This window comes from Pseudoalteromonas sp. C8 (assembly GCF_011378685.1).
GTDB classification, from domain to species: Bacteria; Pseudomonadota; Gammaproteobacteria; order Enterobacterales; family Alteromonadaceae; genus Pseudoalteromonas; species Pseudoalteromonas arctica.
Map to the genome: position 1 here is coordinate 82060 of NZ_WTKT01000017.1, position 20353 is coordinate 102412.

Sequence of the window (20353 nt, forward strand, 5' to 3'; positions counted from 1 at the left end):
GTTAGGGTATGGCGTGATAAATAATATATTCCAGCATTGCCATTTTTTATCCTCCAGAAAGTAATAAAAAAACCATTAGATTCAAATGAAACTAATGGTTTTTATTTATAGTACGTATTTAATCTTACGAATTATTTTTTCTACGACGTGCGAACAGCAATGGTGTAAGCAAGGCCATTAACCAACCAAATGAACCACTTGAGCTCTTATTAATAATAGACGTTGATGCAACAGCTGTATCTGTATTACCTTTGCTATCACTAACTTCTAGTTGGAACGAGATAGTTTCATCGCTTGATACCTTAGGTGCATTAAATTTAACTTCAGAAGCCGAAGATAAAATAATAGTAACAGGTGTACCAGATAACTGAGTCCACGTATAAGTTAGTTCGTCATTATTTGCATCTGTTGATTCAGAACCATCAAATATAACAACATCACCTTCAGTTGTACTTGAAGTACCTGTAATTACAGCAACAGGTGCAGCTTCATTAACACCAAAGCTATAAGTAGATGAAACAGTACTATCGCCAATCGTATTTGTAAGTGTTAGCTCTTTTTCAGTTCCTACTTCTCTAGGAATTAAATCAAAACCTACAGATAGCAACTCAGTTGATTCGCCAGCCTTACGAGTAATAGTCCACTCAGCAGTATTTCCGCTTACAACACCATCATTAGTTACATTAGCAATTTCTTGACCTTCGGTAACCATTGCTTTTAATGTATAAACTTTATCTGCATTGGTAAAGTTTGGCTCTATATCAAAACTTACAGATTGCGCTTTACCTGCGATCATTTCTTGATTGCCCGCAGCTAACTCAGTAGATACAGTTTCAGTTACTTCATCATTAGCAAACGATACTGTTAATGGGATTTGAACTTCTGTAGAACCATCACCTGATTTCAATGACAGTAATGAGCTACTACCGCTGTTATCAGACCATGCAACTGTTAGGTCAAACGAGCCATTGCTTTCTTCAACGGCAGCACTAACAGTGTCACTTTTAGATTCGTCATTTGTTAAGATTGATACTGCACTAATTACAACTTCATCTGTTGCACCTGGTGCTGAGGCAGTGTAACCGTCTGCTACAATGTAATAAGTATCAGCTGGTAAATTAAGGAATGTTAATGACTCGTTTGAGTTAGGACCAGCACTGCTACCAATGTTATTAAACTCGCTATCTAAAACTCGTAAATCAATGTCCGGCGCTGTTGCTGATGAAGTACTAAATACTACATTCGGTACAACTTCATCAAAAGTAAGTACTACAAAGTCTAAACCACCATCTTCAACAAATACTGTTTGTGGTTCAACTAAGTTAGAGCTTTTATCAAATACACCAACTTCAATATTATTCAAACTTTTAGACATTAAATCAGTGAATGTATAAGTACCGCTTGAGCGAGATGCCGCTATTGATAATGCTTCTGGTAAATTACTTTCAGCTACTTGCACTAAAATAGGCAAATGAGCATCTGGTAAACCGGCTGAAGTTAGTTCAAGGCTACCAAAGTTCCATACATCTGCAGCAGATGCGCTTACATCAGCAGTTACAGTTACGGTTTGTGTTTCGCCTGCTTCAATATCAAAGCTAGTTGGTGAAACAGTTAATGACATATTATTAGATGTTGATACTGGAGTTGCAGTCCAGTTCGCATCTTTAGTTGCTGTAAATGTACGAGTCCAAGTACATGTATCAATACATTGTGTATTTGTCATTGAAGGAATGTTAAGTGATAAAGGAACGCCACCCGTTGCAGGGTTTGCCTTCATGTAGTTACCAAACGTTTCATCCATGATAAGACCAGTATTAGTCGCTAAATTAACGCGAATACTACCTGAGCCCATATCAAATACGTCAGCTGGTGTTGAACCGTCTTCTTTACGCACATCGGTTGTAGCCGTCATCATTAATGCTGAACGAATGTTATCTGGTGTCCATGTTGGATGTGCAGATTTTAATACTGCACCAGCACCCGAAGTATGAGGCGCTGACATTGATGTACCTTGTAAGAAGGCAAAGTCACCAGGAGAAGGGGCTGTTACATCATTACCAAAATCTTGGTCATTGTAAGCCGCGTAAATTGATACGCCTGGCGCTGTAACAGAAGGAGTCATAATATCAGCAGTAGTGCTGTTAGGACCACGAGATGAGAAGTCAGCCATATCATCAGCTTGACCAACAACCAAAGTGATTGCAGGGTCGATAGAAATTGTCGTACCTGAAGTAGAAGCTAATGCATCTAATAAATCTTTACCTGAGTTTTCAGATATAGCTACAGAAGGAATAGTTGTACCTTCTAAGCCTGACATAGTAAGACGTGTATCACCATCTGTATTATTGTAAATAATAACGGCTTCAGCGCCTGCAGCAGTTGCATTAGCAACTTTATCTGAGAATGCACATGCACCACGACTAATTACAGCAACAGCATCTTTAAATGAATCAGCAGCAAAAGCACTACAGCCTTCAAAATTATTTGCATCAACAGATAAAGACGTAATAGGAGGAGCCGTTACAATTTCAGTAAATATAGGACCTGTGCCGTTTGAATATGCAAACGCTTCATCGTTAAATGTAACAAAGCTATCTAATGATCTACCATGCGTTGAAGCACCAACAACAGTATACCAAGGTGCATTTTTTGATGTTGTGTACGCTTCTGGACCATCGTTACCAGCAGATACTGCGGCAAAAATACCCGCTTCTTGTGCTGCTAAGAAACCAAGTTCAGTAGAACTTGCCCAAGGGTTACCACCACCACTAATTGAATAGTTTAAAACATCAACGCCATCAGCAACCGCATCATCTAAAGCGGCAACAATAGCTGCACTAGGGCAACCTGTATATTTATCATCGGTATTACCAGGGCTACAAATTTGGTAAGCAACAATATTGGCGTGCGGTGCTACACCAGATATTTGTTCAAACGAAAATGTATCATTAACGATACCATCACTTTCTAATACACCAGTTTCTAGTGCAATTAACGGTACATTTTTTAAAATATTACCGCCTGCTGTACTTGCTGTGTGTGAGCCGTGACCGCCGTAATCTTCACCATTTTTAGCTGGCGGTGTAGTACCAAAAACTTCTACATCGTCATAGTTATCAGTAACACTTGCATACGAGCGAACGCCAATTAATTTGTCGTTACATAGTTCAACAAAGTCACCTGCACAATCACCTACGTAATTACCAGCACCCCAAGGGTTAGTATGGTCGTAACCATCACCGCCAATGTCAGCGAATGAGTCGTGATCTGTATTTACACCACTATCAATTACACCAATAATAACGCCTTCACCCATATTAGTGGCTGAATTACCTTCGCCTTGCCATACTTGGGTGGCACCAATATGAATAGGACCTGTGTCAGTATCCATTGTTTCCATACGTTCACGTTCAATATAATCAACGCCATCTAAAGCAGCTAACTTTACAGCTTGCTCTTGAGTTAAGCGCATAGCAACACCGTTGAATGCATTTTTGTATTGATATACAACGTTTGCTTGTTTACCTAATGAAAGGCGTGCTTTAGAAAGGAAACTTTGTTGTTTATCTTCAAGGTAGTTGGTGTATTGAACCGCGTCAGTAGATTTAACATCTAAACGTAATTCATTACGTACCTGTTGCGAGCTCATTTTGCTATTAGCTAATTTTGAAAAGAGTTCTTTTTTTGCTATTTTAGGGCTTGTAGCAGCAAAACCAACAACGCTGCCATCATAGGTCGCTAACGGTAGATCTGCTAGGCGAACAATATAAGTATATTCACCAGATGCTAAATCAGGCTCAACAACGATTTTTTTTACTGCTTTAGCTACACGAGTAGTTGAAGTAGATGATGTTTTAGTTTTGTCGACTGCTGACTTTGCAAGTGCTATTTGTTGATGAACACTGCTTCCGCCGGCTGCTGAGCTTAACGAAACGGTTAATAGAGCTGCTGAAACAGCTAATGCTACTTGGGTCTTCACTGAACACTCCTTGCGCTTTTGTACGCATGTAATTATTATTTTTGGTAATTTATTTAAAAAATTTAAGTGAATTTAAATTAAAATAAATAAGGTTGCTTTGAAAGATAACACATGTCATTGGAATGTAAATATGGTGTGCTTTAGCTTTGGTTGTAGTTTATGAATACTGTAATTTTAAAAGTAAAAAAGTAGGTGCTTAAATAGACTAATAAAACATACAATGATCAAAGAGAGCAATTTACAAAGGGAGGTTGGTGTCTGATTTGTAAGGGTTTTATATTTATTTTGTTCCAAATACGCCAATGAACAAGCTTAAATAAACCGTTAACTAAATTTCATTAATTGCAAAAACAAAGGTTTACATTCGTTTACATGATGTATATTTGAATACGTTATTTTATTTGAGAGGAAACATACTGGCTTGGCTTTTATTGAAATTCTATCTATAAAAAATGCATATTTTATCACCCTGCCATCATTGAACTTAGAGTTTGTCCACCTTATATAGTTACAGTTTGCTTAATCCTGAGGTACTCTTGCAAGCTATGCCTAGTGTCAACAGGCCTAAATTAAGCTGCTACTTTTAATCTGTATAGAGGTAAATGAAAGCAACTGTGTTGCATGCAAAAAACGTAAAAAATACGAAGCTAGGGCATGTTTCCCTTTATATTTTGTTATTGTCTATTTATAGCGAATAATTACACTGCATAAGCCTCACCTTGTCAAAAAACCAAACACACAGCAGTAAATTCAACCTCAAAAGATAAGCTCGACCTAACAATATATATTTTATTTACATGCCAACTATAACGCTCATATGCAATTAAGTTACTAATAAATACAAACCTTAAGCACCTATTAAATTAGTAAAAACACTTAGCGTATGGCTTTGCAGTTGCACTGAAAAGTAGTTAAGCTGCATACATTTATCTACTTTTTAGCCTTGGAGTGTGTTTTGCTAAATAAGTGTATTGTACCGTCTATCGTTTTTTTATCTGGGTGTTTAATGCCATTACAATCCTCGTTTGCTAAACCCGTGCTTTCTCTTGAACAACAACTTGGGCAAAAGTTAATACTCGACTTTCGCTACTTTTGCCAGCAAGGAGCAAGTAATAAATGCCGAACTCCAATGACCGAGTTACCTAATGAGCTTGCTACCGCTATTGCTAAATACGATATTGGTGGAGTTATTTTATTTTCTGAAAATACCCAATCAATAGAACAAACAATTACGCTTAATAGCCAATTGCAAACAGCTGCAAGTAAATCCAGTAGTAAGCTGCCTCTATTTATATCAATAGATCAAGAAGGCGGACGTGTAGCGCGTTTACCACGCGATGTTGCCACCTCATTTACCGGTAATATGTCGATTGGCGCAACCTACAAAAAACACGGTACGAGCTTTGCGACAAAAACAGCAACTGTTATAGCTAAAGAACTAAACTCGCTGGGTATCAATGTAAATTACGCGCCCACGGTTGATGTAAACATGAACCCCGATAACCCCGTTATTAACGTACGTTCGTTTGGTGAAAACCCAGCATTAGTGAGTAAATTAGGCGCCGCACAGGTTGCAGGATTTGAGAACAACGGTGTTATTACCTCGTTAAAGCACTTTCCAGGTCATGGTGATACAAACGTAGATAGCCATACAGGTTTGCCTAAAGTAAACCATGCAAAAGAAGTTATTTACGAGCAAGACTTAGCACCGTTTAAGCACATTATCGCCAAGCAAAACCCAGGCATGATAATGACGGCGCATATTCAATACCCTGCCCTCGATAGCACAACGTTCATAAGTGTTAATGGCAAAACTATGATAAAACCGGCAACAATGTCGCGTGCAATCATTACTGATATTTTACGTGGTGAGCTTAATTACCAAGGTGTTGTAGTAACTGATGCGCTTGATATGGCTGGCATTAGTAACTTTTTCACACCAACTCAAGCGGTAATAAATACGTTTGCGGCTGGGGCTGACATTGCCCTAATGCCCGTTGAAATTAGAACGCCGGATGATTTAAACAAGCTCGATGACCTTATTAAAGAGCTTGTTGCAGCGGTTAAATCAAACCAACTTGACGAGCAAGAAGTAGCACAATCAGCGATGCGTATAATTACGCTTAAAAATAAATTTAGGTTAAGCACTAATTTTGACCCTATTACCGCGCTCATAAATGCAAAGCAAACCATTGGCAGTGCAGCACATCGCGAAATAGAAGCGCAGCTTGCTGTAGAGGCAATAACGCAGGTTAAAAATAATAACAGTACTTTGCCGCTTAATTTAAAAGCAGGAAGTAATGTTCATATTATTATGCCCGACACGCGTAAATGTATGGCAATGCAGCAAGCGATTGAAGCTATCAGCCAGCAAAAACTAAACTATAGCTGTAGCAGCCTACAAGGGTTTAACCATGCACAAGCTAAAACACAAATACACGCTGCTGATGTAGTTATAGCCGGCAATGCAACGCCTAATCAAAGTGCGGTAGAAATTGGCGGTATGGATGATTTAAAAGACGATCCTAATTTTGCACTTAATAATGCAGAGCAACCAAAAGCACTTGAGTCATTATTAAATATGGCAAAAGAGGAAAACAAAAGCACTGTTTTTATAAGCCTAAGAGCGCCTTACGACATTGCTAAATTTGGCAATTATGCAAATGCTGTACTTGCATCTTACGCATATAATATTGATGTAGATAAAAACGATATTGTATCTGGCCCTGCTTTTACCGCACTTGCAAAAGTGTTACTAGGAGAAGCACCGGCTAACGGCGTATTACCTGTCACAATAAAACCGCAAAAGGCGCACTAATATGAAACTCAATTGTGATTTAGGCGAAAGCTTTGGCGCGTGGAAAATGGGGCTAGACGATGACGTTATGCCACATATTGATATGGCTAATATTGCGTGTGGGTTCCATGCAGGCGATGCCGATGTAATGGCAAGCACGCTCACTCTTGCCAAACAACATAACGTACAAATTGGTGCTCACCCAAGCTACCCAGATAAGCAAGGCTTTGGTAGGCGCTCAATGGTACTTAGCGAAAAAGAGCTTACAAATTGCCTGCATTATCAAATAGCCGCTATTGAGGGCATGGCAAAAGTACAAGGTTTAACACTTAGCTATGTTAAACCGCATGGCGCACTTTATAACGACATGATGGCTGATGAGCAAATATTACAAACCGTTATAAATGCAATTGCTAGCTACCCAATAGATTTGAAACTAATGGTCTTAGCGACTAAAAATGCCAATAAGCACATTCAAATAGCTAAAGGCTCAGGAGTTGATCTAATACTCGAGGCATTTGCCGACAGGCAGTACACCGACGACGGGCATTTAGTGTCACGAACACTTGAGGGTAGCGTTCACAACAAAGCTGCATTACTAAAACAAGTAACTCAGCTTTTATCCGATGGCAGCGTGACAACACGAACTGGAAAAAAACTAACGCTCAACGCCGATAGCTTATGCGTACATGGCGACAATGCTGATGGCATAGCGCTTATAAAAGATATAAAAGCCCTTTGTAACTCAGCTAACTAAACTTTTACACAACTTCAAATAGAAGCTGTAAACCCCCTTTACAGCTTTAACTCATAGAGTTAAATAAGAGCTTCATCGCATCCTACTGTTAATTTAATAATCCCTAACATATAACTACTTAGCAAATTAAAAAAGTAACAACAGGGATTAAAATGAAAAAGCTTTTAACACTTAGCCTCATTTTAGGCTGTAGCAATTTAGCCTACGCTGAAACAAATACACTACAACTGCAAGACGTGTTTAATTTAGAATATGCCAATCAAATAGATATAACCGAAGACGGTAAAACTGTTTATTTTGTGCGTAACCGCATGGATATAAAAACAGATCGCAAAGTTGGTAATATTTGGTCTGTTGATTACAAAACCAAACAAATGCAACCGCTAACCTCTGGCGTGCATATGGATTATTCGCCAGTCCTCTCTCCTGATGGTCAACGCCTTGCGTTTATATCAACTCGCGATGGCAGCAGCCAAATATATATAAAATGGCTTAAAACAGGTGCTATGGCAAAAATTAGTAACTTAACGAGTAGTCCACGTTCGATTACATGGAGCCCTGATTCTAACCAATTAATATTTAGCATGTTTGTTCCAAGCGCTAATTCAGCGCCAGTGAGCTTACCAGGCAAACCAAAAGGCGCAACCTGGGCAGAACCCGCTAAATTTATTGATGATGTTTATTATCGTTCAGATGGTGGCGGTTACACACAAAAAGGTTTTAGCCAATTATTTTCCATAGATGCTAACGGTGGTAATGCCAAACAACTCACTCATGATGAATTTGATAACGCAGGCGATGTAAGTTTTAGTAAAGATGGTAAGTCGCTTTATTTTTCTGCAAACAGGCACACAAACAACCAGCTAAAACCCACAAACAGTGAAATCTATCAACTCGAGTTAGCCACACAAAATATAACTAAAGTTACTGACCGAAACGGACCTGACGAGCAGCCTAAAGTATCGCCCGATGGTCGTTACTTAGCGTACACAGGTTACGATGATAAACGCACTAACTACGAAAACGCTCAGCTTTATATTCGTGATTTAAAAACAGGTAACACAACTAGCTTAACGCCAGATTTTGATCGTAGCGTAGGTCAAATAAAATGGAGTGCAAACTCAAAAGGCATATACTTTAGCTATGCAGATAAAGGTCAAACCGCCCTCGCCTATCAACCACGCAGCGGCAAGCGTAAAATAATAACAACTCAAATTGGCAGTGTTGCCTTTGGTCGCCCTTATTCTGGTGGTGACTTTGATGTAAGCGAAGATGGCGAAGTAGCCTTTACCCTTGCCGATACTCAGCGCCCTGCTGATATAGCAACAATTAAACGCGGTAAAGCGCAGCGCTTAACTACGCTTAATAAAGATGCACTAGGTAGTAAACAACTCGCTAAAGTGGAAGAAATTTGGATTAAATCAAGTCACGATGAGTTACCTATTCAAGGATGGATTGCTTACCCACCAGAATTTGACAGCAGCAAAAAATATCCGCTAATACTAGAAATACATGGCGGTCCAGTAGCTAATTACGGTCCACACTTTAGCGCTGAAATTCAGCTGTTTGCAGCCAAAGGAAATGTGGTTTTATACATGAACCCACGTGGCAGTGATTCATACGGTAAAGAGTTTGCACAAACTATTCATCATAATTATCCAAGTAACGATTTTGATGACTTAATGACTGGCGTTGATGCGCTAATAGCGAAAGGCTTTATTGACGAGTCTAAATTGTTTGTAACCGGTGGTTCTGGCGGTGGTGTATTAACAGCTTGGATTGTAGGTCATACCGATCGCTTTGCTGCGGCTGTAGTTGCTAAGCCTGTTATTAATTGGATCAGCTTTGTACTAACTGCCGATTTTTACCCGTTTTTTGCTGATTACTGGTTTCCGGGTAAACCGTGGGATCACATCGAGCATTACATGAAGCGCTCGCCTATTAGTTATGTTGGAAACGTTAAAACTCCTACTATGTTGCTCACTGGCGAATCTGACTACCGTACACCAATATCAGAAACTGAGCAGTTTTATCAGGCATTAAAACTACAAGGCGTTGATACTGCAATGGTGCGCATTCCTAATGCATCGCATGGTATTACAGCTCGCCCATCAAACTTAATGACTAAAGTAGCTTATATTCAATGGTGGTTTGATAAACACACTAAATAAACTCTGGGTAATAAATTTATAGCTCAAATAAAAGCCACTTCAAATAAGTGGCTTTTGTATTTACCGCCTTAGTATTCAAACTGTAAACCCCCTTTACACTTCTGTGACAGTTAAATATCGGACTTAGCTAAAACTTCAGTTAGTAAAATTTCGGTTTATAGCATTTTTTGTAACTTGAGTTGGTAAAAAATCGGTTTGAGTCACTGTTTATAGCCTATCAGTTAGTAAAATTTTGTTTTATAGCACAGAGAAGTTAGTAAAAAATCGGTTTATAAATTCGCTAAGTTTGCCTATTAAAGCAAAAATCAGTCACTTACCTGCCTTTTAAAGTTGTTGTAAACGCTTTTTACAGCAAAATCACCCCAAATATGCCGTTTTATGAAAGGTTAGTTAAACTCTGATCTGTAAATTCACTCAGGTAGTTAAATAGTGATCCAACATGATTTGGCAAGGGCGTGTTGAACTTTGGTGGGTTAATTTGCAGCAGTATGTTTGGTTTTTAGGCAAGGCGGAGCTTATGTAGTGTGGTTATTCCCCATGAATAGGCGATAACGTAGCATAAATACCAAACATGCGCTGCCCTTTGGGTTCTTTCTAGGGGCGATAAACTCTTTGTTGCTCGGTTTTTACTTAGCCCACTAGGTTACAAACCTCGCGCCGCGATTTAATCGCCCCTAGATTGAACAAATTTCAATCCACAAAGATCAACACGCCCTAGTTAAAGTCTGATCTGTAATTATGCTTCAATGTTCTAACTTTACTTAAAGCAATAAAAAAGGGCCTATTGGCCCTTGAGTAACACTATCTAGTTAGAAATTAAAACTGGTTCATGGTGTTGTCTTCACCACCGGCTTTTAGCGCGTTATCACCAGAGAAGTATTCTTTGTGTGTATCGCCCATGTTAGACCCTGCTAGGTCTTGGTGCTTAACAGAAGCTTGCTCACGGCGAATTTCTTGGCGTTGTACATCACGTACATAAGCCAGCATACCCATATCGCCAAAATAACCTTCAGACAAAATATCAGTGCTCAACGCAGCTGTATGGTACGTAGGCAGAGTAATTAAGTGATGGAAAATACCTGCTTCACGTGCGCCATCGCGCTGGAAGTTTTGCACTAGTAAATCGGCTGCTTGCGCAAGTTCTGTTGCATCCATTTCTGGTGCCATAAGGCCTTTATTGTCGCCAAGGCTTGGGTAAGGACTAAGGTCACGGCCTGCTTCTTCCCACTCTTGATATACTTGCTCACGAAACTTAAGCGTCCAGTTAAACGAAGGCGAGTTGTTGTATACCAGTTTTGCATTTGGCACGTGTTCTTTTACACGATTCACTAGTTCTGCAATTTGTTTAACATGTGGTTTTTCTGTTTCAATCCACAGTAAATCGGCGCCCGACTGCAAGCTAGTAATGCAATCTAATACTACGCGGTCTTTTTCAGTGCCTTCGCGGAACTGATATAAACCGTTATCTAGGCGAGTTGGTTTACATAACTGGCCATTAATTTTCATTGCCGTGTCGCCTTCATTTAAGTCATCAACACCGTTAATTGGCGTCGTTTCTAAAAATGCATTGTATTGGCTTGCTAAGTCACCTGGTGTTTGCGACACAGGTACTTTTTGAGTAAGGCTTGCACCTAATGAATCTGTACGTGCCACAATAATACCGTTATCAATACCAAGTTCTAAAAAGGCGTAACGTACTGCGTTAATCTTTGCTAAAAAGTCTTCGTGTGGAACGGTAACTTTACCCGCTTGGTGACCACATTGTTTGGCGTCAGATACTTGGTTTTCTATTTGAATGGCACACGCACCGGCTTCAATCATTTTTTTAGCCAGTAAGTAAGTTGCTTCTTCGTTACCAAAACCTGCGTCAATATCAGCAATAATTGGCACAACATGAGTTTCAAAGTTGTCTATTTTATCAATAACAGCTTGAACATCGCCGCCATTCGCTTTTGCTGCATCTAGATCGTTAAACAAGTGGTCTAGTTCACGTGCATCAGCTTGCTTTAAAAATGTGTAAATTTCTTCAATTAATGCAGGTACCGATGTTTTTTCGTGCATGCTTTGATCTGGCAGCGGACCAAATGCAGAGCGAAGTGCTGCAACCATCCAGCCACTTAAGTATACATAGCTGCGTTTAGTTGTTTTTTGATGGCGCTTAATAGCCATCATCATTTGTTGGGCAGTAAAGCCATGCCAACACCCTAAAGATTGGGTGTACAGGCTTGTGTCGGCGTCATATGCAGCCATATCTTCACGCATAACGTCTGCTGTGTATTGCGCAATTTCAATCCCTGTACGAAAACGGTTTTGTAAACGCATACGGCTTGCGTATTCAGGGTTAATAGCTTTCCATGCGCTGCCTTGTGATTGGCAAAGAGTAGAGAGTGTGTCTGTTTCGCGTTGATATGTTGTCATAATAAAATCCTTCGAACGAGTGTGTAAATTATTTTAATGTTGTGAGAGTGGCTAGGAGTGTGTGCTCCGTTTCGCTTGATTCAACATTAGGCTCCTTTTCTAGATTTAGTAAATTTATAGTTGTTATTGTGGCTATACATTTTGTGAATGGCTAAAAAGCACTCAACATTGCCTTTTTGAGTTATTGTTGCCTTGACGCACAAGCACACAACAACATCGCGACAGTTTAAGGAAGGCAATTATGTCCCACACTCTCACACATTCAGGACTCAGCGTAGACACACAACTCGCTGATTTTGTTAAAAATCAATTACTACCAGGCACTCACTTAAGTGAGCATCAATTTTGGCAAAGCTTTGCACATATAGTTCAAACACTTACCCCTACAAATAAGGCACTGCTTGAAAAGCGAGAATTGCTTCAACAGCAAATAGATGACTACCATCTTGCTAATAAAACGTGGGATAGCGTTAAGTACCATGCCTTTTTGCAAGATATTGGCTATTTAGTTAAAGAGCCTACCAACTTTGAAATTGAAACCCAAAATGTAGAACCCGAAGTAGCCCTTACAGCAGGTCCTCAGTTGGTTGTGCCTGTCAGTAACGCACGCTTTGCACTTAATGCCGCTAACGCACGCTGGGGTTCGTTATACGACGCTTTATACGGTACAGATGTGTTAAGCGAAGACGATGGAGCCGAAAAAGGGAATACCTACAATCCTGTTCGTGGTTTTAAGGTAATGGCCTACGCTCGCCAGTTTTTAGATAAAGCATTGCCGCTCACTAATGGCTCGCATATAGAAAGCACTAATTATTCAGTAGTAGATGGCGCACTTTTAATTACGTTACGTGATAGCTCTCAAACCACATTAGCTGACCCATCTCAGCTTATTGGCTATCAAGGTGAAGCACAAAACCCAACCGTAGTGTTATTAAAAAACAATGATTTACATATAGAGCTACATATCGATCACCACCACATTATTGGCCAAGCAGATAAAGCAGGCTTAAAAGATGTAGTGTTAGAGGCCGCGCTTACAACCATTATGGATTGTGAAGATTCTGTAGCTGCGGTAGATGCAGAAGATAAAGTACAAGTTTATAAAAATTGGCTTGGTTTGATGCAAGGTAACCTAGTTGAATCGTTTAAAAAAGGCGATAAAACTGTAGAGCGCACTCTGCAAAGTGATAAAACATACACCGCACTCGATGGCGGCACCGTTACTTTAAAAGGCCGTAGCATGATGTTTGTTAGAAACGTTGGCCATTTAATGACGAATCCTGCGATTACCGATGTGTACAATCAACCGGTATTTGAAGGCATTATGGATGCGATGTTTACTGCCACCGCTGCCCTGCACGACCTAAATAAAAAAACAGGTATTAAAAATACCAGCGCGCAAAGTATTAATATAGTAAAACCAAAAATGCATGGCCCTGAAGAGGTAGCGTTTACTAACACTTTATTTAGCTTAGTAGAGGAAGCGCTAAGCTTACCTAAAAACACGCTTAAAATGGGTATTATGGATGAAGAACGCCGTACTTCTGTAAACCTAAAAGCCTGTATTTATGCAGCCAAAGAGCGTGTTGTATTTATAAATACTGGATTTTTAGACCGCACAGGCGATGAAATTCATACCTCTATGCAAGCGGGCGTTGTGCTTCCAAAAGCACAGATTAAGCAGCAACCATGGATACAAGCTTATGAGGATCGCAACGTCGATATTGGCCTTGCTTGTGGCTTAAGTCATAAAGCACAAATAGGTAAAGGCATGTGGCCAATGCCAGATAAAATGGCATTAATGATGGAGCAAAAACAAGCTCACCCTAAATCAGGCGCTAATACTGCATGGGTGCCCTCCCCTACTGCGGCTACTCTGCATGCAATGCATTATCACGATATAAACGTATTTACCGAGCAGAAAAGTATAGCTAAACGTACTATTGCGAGCCTTAATGACCTGCTTACACCGCCGCTAATGACAGACCCTAAAACGCTTTCAAAAGAAGATATTCAAAGTGAGCTAGAAAACAACGCACAAGGCATTTTAGGTTACGTTGTACGTTGGATTGATCAAGGCGTTGGCTGCTCAAAAGTACCCGACATTAACCATATCGGGCTAATGGAAGACAGAGCAACACTGCGTATTTCAAGCCAGCATATGGCTAATTGGTTACTAAATGGCGTGTGCTCAAAGGCGCAAATAAAATCAACAATGGCTAAAATGGCCAAAGTGGTTGATGGTCAAAACGAGCACGACACTGCATATACACCCATGGCAACAAACGAAGAAACCCTTAATAACAGCATAGCGTTTCAAGCTGCACTTGCACTGGTTTTGGAGGGTGTAACACAACCTAGTGGTTACACTGAACCACTGCTACATAGCTACCGTATAAAATATAAAGCACAAAAAACGAATACGCTTTAACCGCTTAAGCAAAGTTCAGATTAAGTGCTAAACCAGCTTTTAAGCTGGTTTTTTATCGCCTAAAATTAGAATAACATCACTTTTAAGGCATTTTAAAGGTATATAGATAATACACATGAATATCTAACATTTATTCAAACGTAAAAAAACGTGTTTTGCATACACAAAACACGCTTTTTAAAGCTTTTAGCTAATTAAATCTAATTTTTTACAATAGCATTGTGATAAATGTTTTGTACATCGTCACAATCTTCAAGCATATTTATAAACTTATCAAAGTTAGCAATAACTTCTTCGTCTTCAATTTCAATATTAACTTGAGGGATAAACGTAATTTCGTCTACTTCAAAGTTAATGCCTTCAAATGCGTCTTCAAGGGCAGTTTTAGCTTTAAAGTATTCTGTTGGCGGTGCAAATACCGATATTTTACCGTCCTCGGCTTCAACATCGCTAACATCAACATCAGCCATCATTAATGCTTCTAATACTATTTCGTCGTCATCACCCGCAAAGCCAAGTACCGCATAATGATCAAACATGTGTGCTACGCAGCCAGGAGTACCAATTTTTGAGTCTGTTTTAGTAAACGGTAAGCGTACATCTTTAATTGTACGGTTCGGATTATCAGTTAAACAGTCAACTATAACCATGCAATTACCAGGACCATAGCCTTCGTAACGGGCAACAGAGTAATCTTCCCCTGCGCCACCGGCTGCTTTTTCAATTGCTTTATCGATAACGTGCGCGGGTACTTGGTCTTTTTTAGCTTTTTCGATTAGACGGCGTAGTGTTTGATTTACTTCGGGATCGGGATCGCCACTTTTTGCTGCAACGTAAATCTCTTTACCATACTTTGAGTTTACTTTTGTTTTTGCATTGGCTGTTTTGATCATAGAACTTTGACGAACTACAAATGCTCTGCCCATTTTGTGCCCCTAATGAATACGTTACGTTTTGCGGTATTTTACCAATTCAAAACGTATTGGGCTAGGAACAAACGTTATTTTGTAATTTAAATAACGTAGCACTTATTCTTAAATAAATTTAATAGTACGCTATTTAACATAACTCTATTTTTTCAGAATAACTCTCAACTAATGTCACTAATTCAACAAAGTCATGTAAAACGTAATCTGCCTGATCGGCATAAGCAGGCGTTGACTCTGGAGCGTATAAACACGCGCGCATATTTGCATTATGCGCAGCTTGAATGTCGTAAAGGTAATCGCCTACATAAAGTAAATTTCTGGCGTTAATGTTCCAAAGTGTAGCAATGGCATTTAAAGCGCTGGGATCTGGCTTTGCTGGGGCATCGCTTCGCGTTAAAACCGTGCTGATAGGGAGTGGATTATTTTGTAATTTAATTGCCGCTGCTTTATCAAAATTGCGAGTAACAATCGCCATCGGAATATTTTTAGACTTTAAAGCATGAATAGCTTCACTCACACCAGGTAATATACTGGCATGTTGTGCATCTATTAATTCGTGTTGGTGAACTATATTCATTGCCTCTTCACGCATATACGGTGAGGGCAACTGAGCAATGTAATCAAGTAAGTCTTGCTCGCAAGGGCAACCTATTTGGGCCTTTATTAATGCAAAATCTAATTCTGATGAAACCAATGTTCCATCTAAATCAAAAATCACTCCAAAAATAGCCTCAACCTGAGTAGTCATATCATTCCCTGAATTTAGTTATTACTAAATGAAATTTAAACATAAAATTCTCTACTGCTTATGCCCTAGGCCGGTAAATACAAAGGGATAAATGAAACTAACTATATTTAAATATTAATACGCACCATTATCAATCTATTGATAACAAAGTAATTTAAGTGCTTGATATATCATGCGCAAAAAAAGGTAAATATACAAATTGAACTCACAAATTTTACGTAAATTTACAAATAACAGATCAAACATGAACGCAGTTTAAACGTATGAAGAAAACGCGCACATAAACAACTGCTGTGCGCGTCGGTTGGGGAAGTTTTAAATATTAATTTTGCTCAAAGCGGGCTTCGAGCCAAGTATCATCTTGAGCAAAGTTTAAAGTTTTAATCTTACCTTTGCCCTCAACGTTTACCATATTTACCTGAGATGGCCATAAATCACGAAGTGCGCCATTACTCATTTTAATTCCTTCAATGTTTTCAGGAATTGGTGCTTCTTGGTAAACCCAAAAAAACTTACCATCAACTTGTGCCCCTACAAAGCTAAGTGGTAAAGGTTCGCCACTTAACGTTTGTAGAGCAACATGCGATTCAACATACTTAGCAAAACGTTGTTGGTCGGCTTTATTACTAATAATATCAATTTTGCCTTTAAACAATGTTCCTACGGCGTGTTCGGTATCATGTAAATAAAAGCGATGCATTAATTCAACATTATGCGTTCGTTTATTAAAAAGCACGGTTGTAACTGACGACTTTAGTTGATGCGCCATACTTGGCGCAGCAACTAAAAGGCAAACAATAATAAGCAAAAAGCGCATTATTGCTGCTCCTCACCGTCATCCTTTTTGTCTTTCTTCTCATCAGTTTTAAGCTCAGTTTTAATATCTTGCATGATATCGCGACTTACTTTAGCTTTACTCTTTTCCTTTTTAAACACTTCAATACGTGAAGGAATAATACGACGAGGGTAGTTATTGTTTTCAACATCTACGTCAGCTGTTTCCCAGCCTGGGTCAACAGTAACTGATACAAGCGGTTTGTTTTTATCGGTAACAATCAGCTTTTGAACGTTTTTATAATTACGACGCCAAATTTCAGCAGGAATATAGCGCTCTTCTTTAGTGCCATCTTCATATGTTAGCTCTAATAAAATAGGCATTACCAAACCACCAAGGTTTGAAAATTCCATAACGTAATAGTTTTTATCTTCTTCTAAAGCACGCTCAAGCGTTTTACGCTCCCACGGCTCTAAGCCTTTTAAAAACTTATTGTACGAGTTACGTTCTTTATTGGTTACAGTAAAACGGTCGTTTTCGTCATAAAAATCGGTAACATCAGAGTTTTTCTCAACCCATGTTTTTTTACCTTGTGCGCGGTTACGCTCAACAAATAATGAAGTAGGTTTGTCTGCTTCAATATCACGTAAACGGCTGTAATCAATATCAGGGTTTTTAGTGTCTAAACGTAGTTGATATACTTTATCTAAAGAGATATCTACATGGTCTGTGGTGTAAAACCAGCCACGCCAAAACCAATCTAAATCAACACCAGAGGCTTCTTCCATTGTACGGAAAAAATCAGCTGGAGTAGGGCGCTTGTATTTCCAGCGCTGAGCATACTCTTTAAATGCAAAGTCGAATAAGTCACGACCTAAAATTACTTCACGTAAAATATTAAGGGCTGCTGCAGGTTTAGTATAAGCATTAGGACCTAAGCGTAATACACTGTCTGACTGAGTCATAACAGGTACTTGGTTTTCAGACTTCATGTAGCTCACTATATCGCGAGGCTCAACACCCCAAGGAATAGTAGGATCCCATTCACGACCAGCAACGCCATCTAAAAAGCTATTTAAGCCTTCATCCATCCACGTCCATTGGCGCTCATCTGAGTTAACAATCATTGGAAAGTAAATATGACCCACTTCATGAATAACTACGCCAAGTAAAAAGCGCTTTTCAGCTTGAGAATAAGTACGTGTACCATCATCTTGTAACTTAGTACGCGGGCCGTTAAAGGTAATCATTGGGTATTCCATACCGCCAACAGGGCCATTTACCGATTGCGCAGTTGGGTATGGGTAGTCAAAAGAATACTTAGAGTAGACTTCCATTGTGTGTACTACCGCTTCAGTTGAGTACTTCTCCCATAAGTCACCACCTTCTTTAGGGAAGAACGACATTGCCATAACTAAAGGCTGAACGTCACCACCTTGCTGATAACCCTTTGCATCCCACATAAACTTACGAGACGACGCCCAAGCAAAGTCACGTACGTTTTGCGCTTTAAAGTGCCACGTTTTAGTTTTGTCGGTGCCTTCTTTTTCGTTTTCTAGCGCTTCTTCTGCGTTAACAATAAACACAGGACGCTTAGATGTTTCGGCTTGCTTTAAACGTTTACGCTGAGTACTTGTAAGTACTTTGCTCGCGTTATCAAGTTTACCTGTTGCCGATACAATGTGATCTGCCGGAACAGTAATCTCAACATCGTAATCACCAAACTCAAGCGTAAACTCACCAGAGCCTAAAAACGGCTTGTTTGTCCACGCTTCGTAATCGGTATAAGCCGCTAAACGAGGAAACCACTGAGCAATTAAGAATATGTCGTTGCCGTCTTCTTCAAAGTGCTCGTAACCAGAACGTGCACCCACTGCATCTTCTTCAACAATGTTGAAGGCAAAGTTCATGCTAAATTCTACTTCTTTACCTGGTTTTAATGGCTCGTTTAAATCGATGCGCATTAAGGTATCAACTACAGTTACGCGTAGCTCTTTACCATCGTCATCTTTTACGCCACTGATTGTATAACCCAGTTCGTTGTCGCTCATAAATTGCTGACGACGTAATTCACCTAAACTTAATTTAGCGGGCTTTTGAGCTGGTAGGCTTTCTAAAGTGCTTTTAAACGTTTTAGTTGTTTCGGCAATAGAGTCACTTTTAAAAATATTTTGATCTAACTGTAACCATAAATATTTAAGCGTATGTGGTGAGTTATTTTTATATTCAATGCTTTGGCTACCGGTAATGCGGTGCTTTTTTTCATCTAGCTTCACATCAATATCGTAATTTACACGTTGCTGCCAGTATTTTTCACCTGGTTCGCCAGCGGCACTACGATAAACATTGGGTGTAGGAAGTGCTTCGTCTAATTGACGAAATTTATCAACAAAAGAACCTTTTGTTTGCTCAACCGAAGACGCCATAACTGCACTCGACATTGCCAATGGCAATACAAAAGCGCTCAGCGTAAGAACTGTTTTTTTCATTGTTAGTCCTGATAGATTTTAGTAGGCGTACTTTGACAAAATAATGGCTATTGTTCAATAAATTAACGACAAAGTGCAGCTTTTATAAGGTGGTATTCACTAACGTTTTACAGCTTTTTATTATGTATAAAACTATGACTAAAATAAACGGGAGCAAAACTGTAAAGGGGGTTTACAAAATTGGGTTTTAATAATGGTTTTGATCAGTTAAATACAAAGTCCCAGAACTTAAAAAAATATCATTCATTTTATATATATTGCTAAAAAAGTATTGCTTTGGCATTACCAGGTAAACCATTAATCCTACGTATAAGTATTACTAATTCGCAACAAGTAAAATGGCCTAAAAGCCCTTTCTACTGAACAAAAACACAGTGAAACGAGTAAATAATTGGCTTAAATATTGCCGAACTTCATTAATATTCGCTATTTGTACGATAAATGACAAATAGTGTAATTTTAGGTTGATCTTTAGTGCTGTTTATATTTAAAATCGCCAACCTTTTTATTTGAGGCAAATAAATTCGTCACATTTATCCTCAAATTAATATCGATTACTAGCAAGAAATGCGGTGGGCTTATGGATTTTTACATCCTAAAAAAACAACAAGAACTAATTGCGATTCCAGCAAGTGAGAATAACTGTAAGCAGTATCTCGATTCGGGTTATTTTTATATCGATAAAGTAGCAGCGTGCAACGAAACTAATGCATTAAAGGCGCTACACGCAAAACAAACTAAAACGTTAAAAATTCCATTATTAATGGCACTTTTAGCATTACCGGTTGTTTTTTCAGCTTGGTACAGTTTAACCTAACGTAATGCATGCCTTAGGCTTGCATCTTTAACAGCCTTGGGT

At 39.1% G+C, this 20353-nt stretch carries 11 protein-coding genes; 5 read left to right on the forward strand and 6 right to left on the reverse strand.

The window, feature by feature from the left end; translation table 11 throughout:
• Window positions 1-124: 124 nt before the first annotated feature.
• On the reverse strand, window positions 125-3979 hold the full coding sequence (locus tag GQR39_RS15615; RefSeq protein WP_165736083.1) for a S8 family serine peptidase: 3855 nt from the start codon (window positions 3977-3979) through the stop codon (window positions 125-127).
• A gap of 1006 nt (window positions 3980-4985) precedes the next feature.
• Here GQR39_RS15615 and GQR39_RS15620 point away from each other — a divergent pair.
• The 3 genes from GQR39_RS15620 to GQR39_RS15630 all read left to right on the forward strand — a co-directional run bounded on the left by GQR39_RS15620 (window position 4986) and on the right by GQR39_RS15630 (window position 9704).
• A complete protein-coding gene (locus tag GQR39_RS15620) occupies window positions 4986-6797 on the forward strand; it encodes a glycoside hydrolase family 3 protein (protein ID WP_165736084.1) in 1812 nt (603 codons plus the stop codon).
• A 1-nt stretch (window position 6798) separates the two neighbouring features.
• Entirely contained in the window at window positions 6799-7533 is a 735-nt protein-coding gene (locus tag GQR39_RS15625; protein ID WP_165736085.1) for a 5-oxoprolinase subunit PxpA, read from the forward strand.
• A 152-nt stretch (window positions 7534-7685) separates the two neighbouring features.
• Window positions 7686-9704, forward strand: coding sequence for a S9 family peptidase (locus tag GQR39_RS15630; RefSeq protein ID WP_165736086.1), 2019 nt, complete (start codon window positions 7686-7688; stop codon window positions 9702-9704).
• Window positions 9705-10520: 816 nt separating this feature from the next.
• Here GQR39_RS15630 and GQR39_RS15635 read toward each other — a convergent pair.
• Window positions 10521-12122 carry an isocitrate lyase gene (locus tag GQR39_RS15635; RefSeq protein ID WP_165736087.1) on the reverse strand — a complete coding sequence of 534 codons (1602 nt, stop codon included), beginning with the start codon at window positions 12120-12122 and terminating at the stop codon, window positions 10521-10523.
• Window positions 12123-12363: 241 nt separating this feature from the next.
• Between GQR39_RS15635 and GQR39_RS15640 the strand changes: the two genes are divergently transcribed.
• Complete coding sequence (locus tag GQR39_RS15640; RefSeq protein ID WP_165736088.1) at window positions 12364-14553, forward strand: malate synthase G; 2190 nt, start codon at window positions 12364-12366, stop codon at window positions 14551-14553.
• Between the two features lie 200 nt (window positions 14554-14753).
• On the opposite strand, the gene GQR39_RS15645 is transcribed toward GQR39_RS15640, so the two are convergent.
• The 4 genes from GQR39_RS15645 to GQR39_RS15660 form a co-directional block, all read right to left on the reverse strand.
• Entirely contained in the window at window positions 14754-15479 is a 726-nt protein-coding gene (locus tag GQR39_RS15645; RefSeq protein WP_024591562.1) for a YebC/PmpR family DNA-binding transcriptional regulator, read from the reverse strand.
• Between the two features lie 133 nt (window positions 15480-15612).
• On the reverse strand, window positions 15613-16230 hold the full coding sequence (locus GQR39_RS15650; RefSeq protein ID WP_007583617.1) for an HAD family hydrolase: 618 nt from the start codon (window positions 16228-16230) through the stop codon (window positions 15613-15615).
• A 322-nt stretch (window positions 16231-16552) separates the two neighbouring features.
• On the reverse strand, window positions 16553-17047 hold the full coding sequence (locus GQR39_RS15655) for a DUF6702 family protein (RefSeq protein ID WP_024609288.1): 495 nt from the start codon (window positions 17045-17047) through the stop codon (window positions 16553-16555).
• Window positions 17047-19494 (reverse strand): M1 family metallopeptidase, encoded by a 2448-nt coding sequence (locus GQR39_RS15660; protein WP_165736089.1) that lies wholly within the window; start codon window positions 19492-19494, stop codon window positions 17047-17049. The genes GQR39_RS15655 and GQR39_RS15660 overlap by 1 nt, the downstream gene beginning before the upstream one ends.
• A gap of 580 nt (window positions 19495-20074) precedes the next feature.
• Between GQR39_RS15660 and GQR39_RS15665 the strand changes: the two genes are divergently transcribed.
• Entirely contained in the window at window positions 20075-20311 is a 237-nt protein-coding gene (locus tag GQR39_RS15665) for a hypothetical protein (protein ID WP_002959190.1), read from the forward strand.
• Window positions 20312-20353: the final 42 nt, after the last annotated feature.

Bases quoted from the DNA above. Each gene is read 5' to 3' on its own strand.
- GQR39_RS15655 (WP_024609288.1), bottom strand. From the start codon at position 17,047: ATGCGCTTTTTGCTTATTATTGTTTGCCTTTTAGTTGCTGCGCCAAGT.
- GQR39_RS15635 (WP_165736087.1), bottom strand. From the start codon at position 12,122: ATGACAACATATCAACGCGAAACAGACACACTCTCTACTCTTTGCCAA.
- GQR39_RS15665 (WP_002959190.1), top strand. From the start codon at position 20,075: ATGGATTTTTACATCCTAAAAAAACAACAAGAACTAATTGCGATTCCA.
- GQR39_RS15620 (WP_165736084.1), top strand. From the start codon at position 4,986: ATGCCATTACAATCCTCGTTTGCTAAACCCGTGCTTTCTCTTGAACAA.
- GQR39_RS15645 (WP_024591562.1), bottom strand. From the start codon at position 15,479: ATGGGCAGAGCATTTGTAGTTCGTCAAAGTTCTATGATCAAAACAGCC.
- GQR39_RS15630 (WP_165736086.1), top strand. From the start codon at position 7,686: ATGAAAAAGCTTTTAACACTTAGCCTCATTTTAGGCTGTAGCAATTTA.
- GQR39_RS15650 (WP_007583617.1), bottom strand. From the start codon at position 16,230: ATGACTACTCAGGTTGAGGCTATTTTTGGAGTGATTTTTGATTTAGAT.
- GQR39_RS15640 (WP_165736088.1), top strand. From the start codon at position 12,364: ATGTCCCACACTCTCACACATTCAGGACTCAGCGTAGACACACAACTC.
- GQR39_RS15625 (WP_165736085.1), top strand. From the start codon at position 6,799: ATGAAACTCAATTGTGATTTAGGCGAAAGCTTTGGCGCGTGGAAAATG.
- GQR39_RS15660 (WP_165736089.1), bottom strand. From the start codon at position 19,494: ATGAAAAAAACAGTTCTTACGCTGAGCGCTTTTGTATTGCCATTGGCA.